This is a genomic window from Taibaiella helva (assembly GCF_003545695.1).
GTDB classification, from domain to species: Bacteria; Bacteroidota; Bacteroidia; order Chitinophagales; family Chitinophagaceae; genus Taibaiella; species Taibaiella helva.
This window is the reverse complement of record NZ_QUZZ01000010.1, coordinates 45,903-56,960: the sequence shown is the minus strand read 5'-3', so window position 1 is coordinate 56,960 and position 11,058 is coordinate 45,903. Positions and strand designations below refer to the sequence as shown.

Annotated in this window: 8 protein-coding genes and 1 pseudogene; 7 read left to right on the top strand and 2 right to left on the bottom strand. The window is 53.5% G+C overall.

Annotated elements, in window-relative coordinates; translation table 11 throughout:
- The first annotated feature begins 3 nt into the window (after positions 1-3).
- The 4 genes and pseudogenes from DZC79_RS15765 to DZC79_RS21675 all read left to right on the top strand — a co-directional run bounded on the left by DZC79_RS15765 (position 4) and on the right by DZC79_RS21675 (position 3,858).
- A complete protein-coding gene (locus DZC79_RS15765; RefSeq protein ID WP_118952572.1) occupies positions 4-579 on the top strand; it encodes a YceI family protein in 576 nt (191 codons plus the stop codon).
- A gap of 18 nt (positions 580-597) precedes the next feature.
- Positions 598-3,192, top strand: coding sequence for a PKD domain-containing protein (locus DZC79_RS15760; RefSeq protein WP_118952571.1), 2,595 nt, complete (start codon positions 598-600; stop codon positions 3,190-3,192).
- A 250-nt stretch (positions 3,193-3,442) separates the two neighbouring features.
- Positions 3,443-3,598, top strand: a pseudogene (locus DZC79_RS21900) (two-component regulator propeller domain-containing protein); the annotation flags it as partial.
- A 62-nt stretch (positions 3,599-3,660) separates the two neighbouring features.
- Entirely contained in the window at positions 3,661-3,858 is a 198-nt protein-coding gene (locus DZC79_RS21675) for a hypothetical protein (protein WP_232831851.1), read from the top strand.
- Positions 3,859-4,067: 209 nt separating this feature from the next.
- Here DZC79_RS21675 and DZC79_RS15745 read toward each other — a convergent pair whose 3' ends face one another.
- The gene (locus DZC79_RS15745) at positions 4,068-4,904 is read right to left on the bottom strand and encodes an AraC family transcriptional regulator (protein WP_118952568.1); all 837 of its coding nucleotides are present in this window, start codon (positions 4,902-4,904) and stop codon (positions 4,068-4,070) included.
- Between the two features lie 134 nt (positions 4,905-5,038).
- Between DZC79_RS15745 and DZC79_RS15740 the strand changes: the two genes are divergently transcribed.
- From DZC79_RS15740 to DZC79_RS15730, 3 genes are all read left to right on the top strand, one after another.
- Positions 5,039-6,049: a zinc-binding alcohol dehydrogenase family protein gene (locus DZC79_RS15740; protein WP_118952567.1), complete on the top strand. Its 1,011-nt coding sequence runs from the start codon at positions 5,039-5,041 to the stop codon at positions 6,047-6,049.
- Between the two features lie 176 nt (positions 6,050-6,225).
- Positions 6,226-7,836 carry a hypothetical protein gene (locus tag DZC79_RS15735; protein ID WP_157977194.1) on the top strand — a complete coding sequence of 537 codons (1,611 nt, stop codon included), beginning with the start codon at positions 6,226-6,228 and terminating at the stop codon, positions 7,834-7,836.
- Positions 7,837-8,005: 169 nt separating this feature from the next.
- Positions 8,006-8,551, top strand: a complete 546-nt coding sequence (locus tag DZC79_RS15730) for a dihydrofolate reductase family protein (RefSeq protein WP_198666914.1) — start codon at positions 8,006-8,008, stop codon at positions 8,549-8,551.
- A gap of 82 nt (positions 8,552-8,633) precedes the next feature.
- On the opposite strand, the gene DZC79_RS15725 is transcribed toward DZC79_RS15730, so the two are convergent.
- Positions 8,634-10,889, bottom strand: a complete 2,256-nt coding sequence (locus DZC79_RS15725) for an ATP-binding cassette domain-containing protein (RefSeq protein ID WP_118952564.1) — start codon at positions 10,887-10,889, stop codon at positions 8,634-8,636.
- Between the last annotated feature and the right edge of the window lie 169 nt (positions 10,890-11,058).

Here is an 11,058-nt window from a genome sequence, read left to right as displayed (position 1 = left end):
ATCATGATCCTCCGCTATTTTTTACTCTTACTGCTCCTGCTTCCTGCTGTATATAAGGCGCCGGCGCAGCAATACCGTACGACTTCAGCAGATGCTTCTTTCGCCGTCAATGCGCCGGCCAAGACCATAACGGGCGAAAGCCATGCCGTATCGGTCCGTATCGATCTGAAGCAGGGTTTCGTACAGCTGAAAACTAAAGTACAAAGCTTCCGGTTCAGCAACAACTTTGTCGCCGACACCCTTAACCAGGTGGTTCGCGACCGTTTCAACAGCTATTATATGGAAAGCGACCGTTTCCCCGAGATCATCTATAATGCCCGCTTCAGCAGCAGCATCCGCCTGAAAGCAGGAAACGGCGCTCCTGTTGCTTTCCGAACGGAGGGTAAGCTGCTGCTGCATGGCGTAGCGCAGCCTGCGGTAGCTGAAGGCACGCTTACACCCGGCAAGGGCTCCGTTACGGTACGGGCGCATATGCGGCTGCAGCCGGCCACTTACGGTATCCGTATCCCGCCTTATATCGGCGATATGTATTTCAAAGAGGTGGAGATTGTTGTGGAAGGCACCCTGAATACTTTTTGATTCTTTTCAATCTACCGCATGAAACAATTTGTGATACTCCTGTTACTGGCGGCAATGGGCATAACCAGCCATGCACAACGGGAACAGGTATGGGCTTTCGGTACCCACTCCGGACTGGACTTTAATGTAGCTCCGCCACTGGCAACCAGCACGGCAATGGAAGGCTTCGGGGAGGCCAATGCCTCCGTATGTGATGCCCAGGGGCAGCTGCAGTTCTACACCAATGGCTACCGGATATGGGATCGCTCCGGCAATGTGATGCTGAACGGCGATGCTCTGGTCAGCGACCCTGTATTGCCGCCTTTCTCCGCCCAGCTTATTGATTATACATCCAGCACGAGCCAGGGGGCGCTTATTGTGCCCGTTCCCGACCAGGCAAAACGGTATTATGTTTTTTCCATGACCTGCCTGGAAAGCGGTATCAGCAGCAGCGGCGTCGGCCGCCTGTATTACAGCATCGTAGACATGCAGCTCAACGGCGGGCTCGGTGGCGTAATAGCCGGTCAGAAGGGAATACTGGTCGACAGCGGCCTTACTGAACACCTGAGCGCGGTCGCCGGCGACCACTGCAATGTGTGGCTATTGACCATCTCGCGGCTGGGCAATACGCTGCAGGCTTATGAATTGGATGCATCGGGCATCAGCAGCACACCGGTGGTATCGCCACTGCTACCGGTCAACTACTATATCGGTTTGGGCTGCATCGACGTATCAACCGACCGGAAAACGTTGGCGATAGGCCGGTCGGGCATAGGATTGTACCATTTCGATCCGGCGAGCGGGACAGCTACAGGCATCATTCCGCTGGCTGGTCCCTTCAGCCCTTCCACCGGGGCTTACAGCGTCTGCTTCTCCCCGGACAACAGTAAGCTGTATGCCACCTTTGCCCCGCTGATCGTGGGACTGTTCTATAGTTTCCAGTATGACCTCAGCTCCGGCGACTCACTGACAATGGTCAGCTCCGCAGCGCAGTTCAATGCTTTCATCTATACTTTCAAAAGAGGACCCGACCATAAAGTGTATGCCACAGGAGGTGGCAGCGCCCTGCATGTGATCGCCCAGCCCAACCTGCCCATGCCTGCCTGCCAGTTCCTCCCCGGCGCCCAGCCCCTTACCGGTACCGTAGGATTCGGGCTGCCGAATATTGTTGCCGAAGTCATCCGCGATACGGTAACCACTGCCAAAGCAGCCAAAGGCGGATGTTTTGCCGAAAGCCTGGCCCTGGCTGCAACAAATGATACCACGGGCTGGGATTATACCTGGAGCAGCGGCGCTACCGGGCCTTCGCAGATGGTGAGCGCTGAGGGCTATCATTGGGTAAGCTATTTCAGCCCGCCCTGCACCTTTCACACCGACAGCTTCCTGGTCAGCTTCCCCAACGGGCGGCTCCCGGTGGTACGGATCAACGAAGGCTGTGCCCACACAGCCAATGCATCGGCCTATGCCTATACCGATGCAAGCGATACGGTAAGCTACCACTATACCTGGCGTAATGCGCAGGACAGCATTGTTTCGGAAACGGATACGCTGCAGCAGGTATTGCCGGGCTGGTATACCCTCGATATCCGTACTCCGGGCTGCGACACCCTTCTACAGGTCATCCTGCCCGAAGTCAGCTACCAGGCAGGCTTCGACGTTGACACGATCGTTTGCGCCGGGGAAGCACAATTGTTTTATAATGTCTCCAGCCCGCATTTCACTACCTTTCAATGGGACTTCGGTAACGGCGATCAGACGACGCTCACCTCCCCCACGCATGCCTATCCCGATCCCGGTCAGTTTACGGCTACACTGATCGCAACCGGGCCTCTATGCAGCGATACCATCAGCCGCATGATCACGGTAGACTCTTTGCTCAGCGGCAGTTTCCTCTCCGACCGGCAGCGCATCTGCACCGGGGAATCTATTCTGTTCACACCATACCACCTTACTGGTGCGACTTCCCTGCACTGGCATTTCGGCGATGCGACAGACGCGATTGCTGATCCCGGCCCTTCTTTCAGCCATGCCTACGAGACCGGTGGTACTTTTCCTGTCAGCCTTACAGTACAGTACCGTGCCTGTCCCGAGGTAACTACCAACGACACGATACAGGTCGACACTTTCCCCAAAGTGTACCTGGGTCCGGATACGGCGCTTTGCCTGAATGGAAGGCCCATATGGCTTCAGAACCTGTCTTCTGATCCCGCAGCTGCCTTCACCCGGACATGGAGCAACGGCGATACGACGGCTCAGTTGAAGATCGTCCACCCCGGGCGCTATGGCCTTACCTTGCGCACCCTGCCGGCAGGATGCAGCACCACCGAATGGGCCGACGTGCACAAAGATTGCTATATCGATATCCCCAATGCTTTCACGCCCGATGGCGACGGGGTCAACGATTATTTCTTTCCCCGCCAGCTGCTATCGCGGCGGCTGACCGGGTTCCGCATGCAGCTATTCAATCGCTGGGGGCAGCTGATCTTTGAAACCGATCGCACCGACGGAAGAGGCTGGGATGGACGCTTCAACAGCAAGGACCAGCCCATGGGTGTATACATCTATCGTATTGATGTCGTGATCGATGGCGAACGGCCCGAACATTATGAGGGCAATGTTACCCTGATCCGTTAGTGTCCGTCCCATAGGCTGCACGCTGCAAGCTGCTTCTCCACGGCCCCGGAAAGCAGCTTAGCCTGTCTTCCCGGTAGGGTAAGCTGCTTTCCGGCATACCTTCTCCTCCACCGCCCTTCCTGTATTCTCTCTTTTCTGAATTAGATTTGTAAGAGACTGACCGGCAACAATCATTATTGCCGGCCAGAAGAAGAACACTGGCCGAAAGCATTATCCCAGACTACCAGCATACTATACGCAGAAAAAATTATTGGCGCTTCTTTATTCTTTATCCTTTGCTGTCCTTCCGGCGTTACACAGGCCCGGAAGCACAGCTCCTTCCGGTTTACTGCCCGGGAAGGCCTGGCAGGAGAATGTTTACTATATCGTGCAGGATAGGGACGGCTTCCTGTGGATCGCAACGGAAACAGGTGTAAGCCGGTTCGATGGGGCTACCTTTAAAAACAGATCTCGAAGGCAATCTGCTCTTTGCCAGCCTCCGATGTCGTGTATATCGGCGTCGACAACCAGAGGGTGGAATACACACTACCCTATATCGGCAAAGGTTTCTTTGATGCCCTCCCTGGCAGCATCGGGCGGATACCGATCGAGTTACTGAAACCCGGCTTGCAAAAATACCAGGTCCGGTCGTTTGAAAACCGGGAATACACTTCGCCTTTTTCCTAGGGGCTGCATGCCAGGATCGCCATCGTGCAGGACTGGCGCGGAAGAAGCTTTGTGGTCTACAAAGGAGGCCTGCTGTCCAAACCGGTCAATGCGCTGCCCAATACCATTTCCTTTTCCACGCTTGCCCCACCCCATGTCCTTATTAATACAGCTGCAGGAAGCTATATCTACGATATCGACGCCGGGAAAACTATCGATACACTGCCCGGCTATAGCAGCCTTGCCCGGTATTGCCTTGGGCTGATACCCCGGTGCGCTTTAAAAAATTTATTCAGGTGGCTTTCATCGGTAAAGCCCAGCTCGGTAACGATCTCGTTGATCCGCCTGTCGCTATGTTTCAGGCGATGTTCGATCAGGGTCGCTTTGTAGCTGTTGATGTATCCCTGCATGGTCTCTCCGCAGTGCTTTTTGAAATAGCGGCCCAGGTAGTGCTCCGATATGCCGGAGTGCTGCGCGATGACCGCGGCGCGAAGACGTTCCGGATCGTAAATGTTTGCCTGGATATAATTCAGGATATCGATAATCTTCTCTTCCGACGCTCCGTCTACCTTTTCCGGCAGGTATTTGGCTATATTCCGCGCCACGACGACGATAAGGGTATTGACCAGCTGCTGCGTGATTTCCCGGTCGTAAAGATCCCGGTTAACCGCTTCGCGGATCAATGCTTCTACCATAGGCCGTACCAGCGCTTTATCGCTTTGGTTCTTCAGTATGCAGCCTGGCTTATGGTTGGCATGCTGAAGAATGAATTCCAGCCGCCGGATATTTTCCGGGAGCAGGCCGTTTTGTTCCAGGTAGATATTGCTGAAACGGAGGAAAAAGAAACGGGTTGTTTTTGCAATGGTGAACCTGCTGCAGTCCTGCGGTGTGATCAGGAACATATGGTTCTCGCCATAGGAAAAGGAATGCTGGTTGATGCAATGCTCACCGGCACCCGACAGGATATACACCAGCTCAAAGAAATGCCTTTGGCTCTTCCCTGGCGGAAATTCATCCAGGGTTTCAAAATGGATGTTGTAAGGCAAGTAAAGATTATCGTAAGCCATGAGCAAAGATATACTGGATTATGGAAAAATTATACCGGTTAAAACACATAGACAGGTATAATTTTGCTATCCAAGAATAAAATGAAGTTGGCAGAACAACAGTATAATGCTACACATTCAAAACAGCGCATAACATGAAAGCTATAGGATTTAAAACCTCGCTGCCCATACATGAGCCGGACAGCTTTATCGAATTTGAAACGGAAAAGCCGGAGCCAGGCGCCAGGGACCTGCTGGTAAAAATATCGGCGGTATCCGTCAATCCTGTCGATTTCAAAGTCCGGCAAAACAGCCTTAAGGGTAAAGTACAGGAAGTACCGAAGATCATCGGCTGGGACGCCGTGGGTATTGTAGAAGCTGTGGGTAAAGAGGTCAGCCTGTTCCAGCCCGGCGATCCCGTTTACTATGCCGGCGACATCAACCGACCGGGCAGCAATGCGGAGTACCAGCTGGTCGATGAGCGCATTGCCGGACATAAGCCGGCATCCCTGAACCCGGAAGCTGCTGCGGCAATACCCCTTACCGCATTGACCGCCTGGGAAATCCTGTTCGACCGTATCCGGATCAATGAAAAGGACAAAGGAAAAACGGTGCTCATTATTGGTGGCGCCGGTGGTGTCGGTTCCATAGCGATCCAGATCGCCGGGAAAGTAGCCGGCCTTACCGTGATCGCGACAGCAAGCCGGCCATCCAGCGCCGAATGGTGCCGCAAGATGGGCGCCGATCATATCGTGGATCACAGAGACCTTGTCCGGAACGTGCACCAGGCAGGCTTTACACATGTCGACTTTATTCTCGATTTTGTCGACACCAACACCTATTGGGATGCCATGGCCGAGCTCATCAAGCCGCAGGGGCATATTGCATCGATCACCGGATCTGCCCAGCCTGTTGCCCTCAACAAGATCAAAGGTAAGAGCGCCGGCTTTTCCTGGGAGCTGATGTTTACCCGCTCTACCTTCCAGACCGGGGACATGATAGCGCAGCATCATATCCTCAACCGTGTTGCCGGATTATTGGATGAAGGCGTACTGCGCACGACGCTGACGGAAACGCTTGATGGCCTGAGCGCCGCAAACCTGAAAACCGCGCACCACCAGCTGGAAAGCGGCAGCATGATCGGCAAGCTGGTGATCCGGTTCTAACCAGGGCAACATACAGTTGCTGTGCAGTCGAAGTAACTTCGAAGCAACAACCCGGTTCGTTTTGTCTTTTTGACATGCTCAAGGACTGTAGAACGCGGTTGCTGAGCTTGGCGAAGCAATCATTTTGCAGATGTGGCCGGAAGCGCTTATTTTGCTTAAAAACAGCAGGCTCCTTTTTGCAGAACTTGCTTAACCCGGCCATGTACCCTTCCTTTTTGATATCATCCTTCCGGTGTGGTGGTGCCATATTGCTGCTGCTTGCCGCATTGTTTTCTGTTGAAAAAGCTGCGGCACAGCAGCTGCTGGAACTGGGCAAGGTAGATGTTGTCGCTATTCAGAAGGGGAAAGGCAGCTTAAGGTTCTATCAAAAGAAAGGAAAGCAGTACAAAGAAGTTATCGTCAGCTTCGGCACCTCGCCGCAATATGTTCCCTCCGTCCGGGTAGACAGCATCGCCAGGAATGAAACCGAAGTGGCAGATAGCAATACAGTATTGTTGCCCGTAAAGCATATCCGTTCCTGCAACAGTGAAGCCTTTTATGCTTATCTCTCCGGCAACCAGTTCGGCGCAAGTAAAGCACTCCGCAACGAAGATACGATCTTCACCAGCCTGCAGCCTTGTAATCCTTTTGTGCTACTGATCAAAGAAACCACTAAATCGATAGCAGACAAAGACGAGAACGGCAATATAAAAGAATGGGATACCGACAACAAGTATTATACCAAAGGCTTTTGCCTGCTACGACTGGACAAGGACAAATACCTTGCTGTTTTTGCCCGTGACGAAGGCTATTTCATTCCCTGCAGGGACGGTGACAGGTTATTTGTCCACGACTTCCTATCCGATAATCATGCCAGGCACACTCCCGCCGATAAGTCCTGGCAGCAAGATATCCGGAAAACACGCGAAGTGTTCAAAAAGACCGATCGTTCCATCCAGGGTTCCTGCTACGCCCTCGATACCGGCGACGATCGTTTTCGCCTGGTAGGAGACTTCAACCTGCCGCTGCTGCCTGGTGTCTACGATGAGATCAAGCTGGGATATGCTCTTATTTTTGCCCGGAAAGGGAAGATGATAGAGATATATAACTATTTCCTGCAGCTGCTGATCCCCGACGCTCGGTCGTATACAGTCGAGGGACAGCTGGCCTTTGTGCTGACCGGCAACCAGGTGGTACCGGTCGACATGCTGGGCATCGTTGGACCCGGCCAAAAATATCTCCCTGACAGGAGGATTCCTTACTACGGATCCCGTCATGAATATTACCGGCTGGACCATGACCATAATGGTAACTATACGCTGTATAGCGAACGGGAGTCTGATCGCACCCGCCATATCATCAGGCAAAACAACCCGGTAGCAGCAGCTAAAGGCCTGACCATCGATGAGGCAACCCCGCTTTGGGTAAATGAGCAATATGGTGTTCCGGTACGCCAGCTAAGCGTGACGGTCAGCAGCAAAGGACGTTTCGGGCTATTTGATATACCGTACCCCAGGTGGACGTTACCGGAAAAGGCGCTCCAGAAATTACCGCGCGACACTGTCTTTACCGGTGATACTTTAAGATTGAAAGAATTGCTGCCCCTGGCCTTTGACAGCATTGTTCCGCTGAAGCATGGCGAGTACTTAAAGATTTGCAGCAAAGGCCTGGCGGGGCTTTACCCGGTACAGCATGAAGCCGTGTACACTGCAATGGAAGTTCAATATGGTTTTTTGCGCTTTACCTTGCCCGGCGGGAAAAAGGGATGGATGAACCTGAAGACCCAGGACGAATTCATGGATGAATGATTCCTGAAGCCCCGGCGTTCAGGCCATCTTCCGGATCACCTCATCCAGGTTATCCGCTTTGTCCAGCTTCAGATTATATTAAGCTAAGCGGTTACCGTTGACATCCGTACAGCTATTTTTGATCTTATAGGTCCCCACCACTTATTTTTGCTGGATAATAACTGTGCTTATGAGAAAGGTAATTTTAGATTTAGCGGTAACCCTCGATGGTTTTATTGAAGGCCCCGACGGAGAGATTGATTGGTGCATTATGGACGACGATATGGACTTTGAAGGCTTTGTATCCGGTATCGATACGATATTTTACGGCAGGGTAAGCTACGATGCCTGGGGCAATTACCAGCCGGAAGCCGGCGCCGGAACAGCAGAGCAAAAGCTTTGGCAGGCCATACATGCGAAGCAGAAATTTGTCTTCTCCAGCCAGGACCGGCAGGATGAAAAGGCTACCTTTATCAGCACGGACATTCCCGCCAAAGTAGCAACGCTGAAACAACAGGCTGGAAAAGACATCTGGCTATACGGCGGGGCCGGCCTCATCAAAACCTTTATTGACCTGGGCCTTATCGATGTGTATCGCATATCGGTACATCCCGTAGCTTTAGGCAGCGGTAAGCCCCTGTTTGAAAACCTGAAGGAAAGGATAAACCTAAGCCTTGTCAAAACCAATGTATTCCGTTCGGGTGTGGTACAGCTGATTTACGAGCCGAAGCGATAAACATAATCCTTATGGAAGGCAAAGCTTCAAACCGGGTTCGAAGCTTTGCCTTTCTTGTTACAGCTACCTGTTATCCCCTGGTTCAGCCGGCCACAGCGGCTTTCAGGTGTATGCCGGTATGTGAGCCCGGGAAAGCGATAAGGGCTTCGGGCGTACCCTCAAAGATCACCTGTCCGCCTTTATGCCCGCCTTCCGGTCCCATGTCGACGATCCAGTCGGCACGCTTGATCACATCCAGGTTATGCTCGATCACGACCACCGTGTTGTTCTTATCTACCAGCCCGTCGATCAGCTCGATCAGCCGGCCCACGTCCGAAGGATGCAGGCCAGTGGTGGGCTCGTCCATCACATATATGTTCCCCTTTTTGTGCAGCTCGCTGGCCAGCTTGATACGCTGGCATTCCCCGCCCGACAGGGTGCTCAGCGGTTGACCCAGCGTAAGGTATTCCAGCCCGACTTCGATCATCGTGTCCAGCTTTTTACAGATATCCTTTGCCGTGAAGAAGGCGCGCGCTTCCTGCACAGTCATGGCCAGCACATCGGATATCGACCGGCCGTCGAGCCGGTAAGCCAGCACCTCTTCTTTATAGCGCCTGCCTTCACATACTTCACAAGGCATCTTCACACCATCCAGGAAGGCCAGGTCGGTATAGATCACACCGGAGCCCTGGCAGTTTTCACAGGCGCCTTTGGAATTAAAGGAGAACAACGAGGCATCCACCTTATTGGCGGCAGCAAAGGCTTTGCGGATCAGGTCCATCGTGCCGGTGTAGGTAGCAGGATTGGATCGTGTAGAAGTACCGACAGCCGATTGGTCGATTACCACCGCCTGCGGATAGGCTTTCAGGAAAGCATGGTGGATCAGGGAGCTCTTGCCGGATCCGGCAACACCTGTTACCACGGTCAGTACGCCTTGCGGGATGTCGACATCTACCTTTCTCAGGTTGTTTACCTGCGCTCCCCTTACCGGTAGCTGCCCCTGCGAAGGCCTGCAGGCGGTCTTCAGCGGCAGGTGCTGCTTCAGGTACCTTCCCGTAAGCGTATCGGCCTTCAGCAGACCTTCCAGGTCGCCTTCGTACATGATCTGCCCGCCTTTCGTTCCGGCATGCGGACCTACATCGACTACATGGTCGGCAATACGGATCACATCGGGATCATGCTCCACAACGATCACGGTATTGCCTTTGTCACGCAGCTTCTGCAGCAGGCCGTTCAGCCGGTACACATCCCTGGGGTGCAGGCCCACGCTGGGCTCATCGAAAATGTACAGCACATCGATAAGGCTGCTGCCCAGGTGCTTCACCATTTTTACCCGCTGCGACTCACCACCCGAAAGCGTATCTGTTTCCCGGTTCAGGCTCAGGTATTCGAGGCCCATATCCACCAGGTGCCGCAGGCGCTCTGTCAATGTCTGTACCATAGGCGCCGCCACCACATCGTCGATCTGCTCCAGGAAAGTGATCAGCTCACCGGCTTCCATCGCCGACAATTCCGCGATATTGCGCCCATCGATCCTGCAGGACAAGGCGGCTTCATTGAGCCTTGCGCCTTTGCAGGCCGGGCAGGGCCCTTCCTGCAGGAAGGGCATGATCATCTTCTGCGTGCGTTCGGAAAGCGTTTTGATATCGCGCCGGATATAGGCCCGCTCAAACTTTTCGATCAGCCCCATATAGGTGGCATTCATGGTTCCCTCACCCAGCTTCAGCTTGAACTTCCTCGGCTCGCTGTACAGCAGCAGGTGCATTTCAGCTTCGGTAAAATCGGCCAGCTTCTTATCCACATCAAAGAAGCCGCTGTGGGCATACATATCCTTTTCCCAGGAGGCCAGCCCCGGCGCCTGTACTGCTCCTTCTTTCAGCGATCTGGAAAGGTCTACGAACCTGGAAGCATCGAAGCCCAGCTTACGGCCGCGGCCATTACACCCAGGGCACATACCCTGAGGGTCGTTGAAGGAAAAAGCGTTGGCATAGCCGACCCAGGGCTTGCCGACGCGTGAGAACAGGAGGCGCAGCACCGGCGAAATGTCGGTGATCGTACCCATGGTCGAATGCGAACCGCCACCAAGCCGTTTCTGATCCACCACGACGGCCATGCTGAGCCTTTCGATAGCGTCGGCATCGGGCTGCGGGAACTTGGGCAGCAGGTTGCGGATGAACATGCTGAAGTTCTCATACAGCTGGCGCTGCGCTTCCGTGGCGATCGTATCGAAGACGATGGAAGATTTGCCCGATCCGGATACCCCGGTAAAAATGTTGATCTTTCGCTTGGGCAAACGAAGGTCAACGTTCTTCAGATTGTTTTCCCGCGCACCGCGGATTTCTATATATTCAGGAGTCATAGCCGGGATCGGGAAAATTTTGGGGCATGCAATTTAAGACAATTTCATCATTCAGCGCCTTAATTCTCATTTATCCCAGAATAAAACCTGGCAATGAAGCGCAAGCAACCCGCAACGGCAACATTGCCCAAGGGAAGCTCAGCTAATGACGAGTTACCTTAAAAGACCA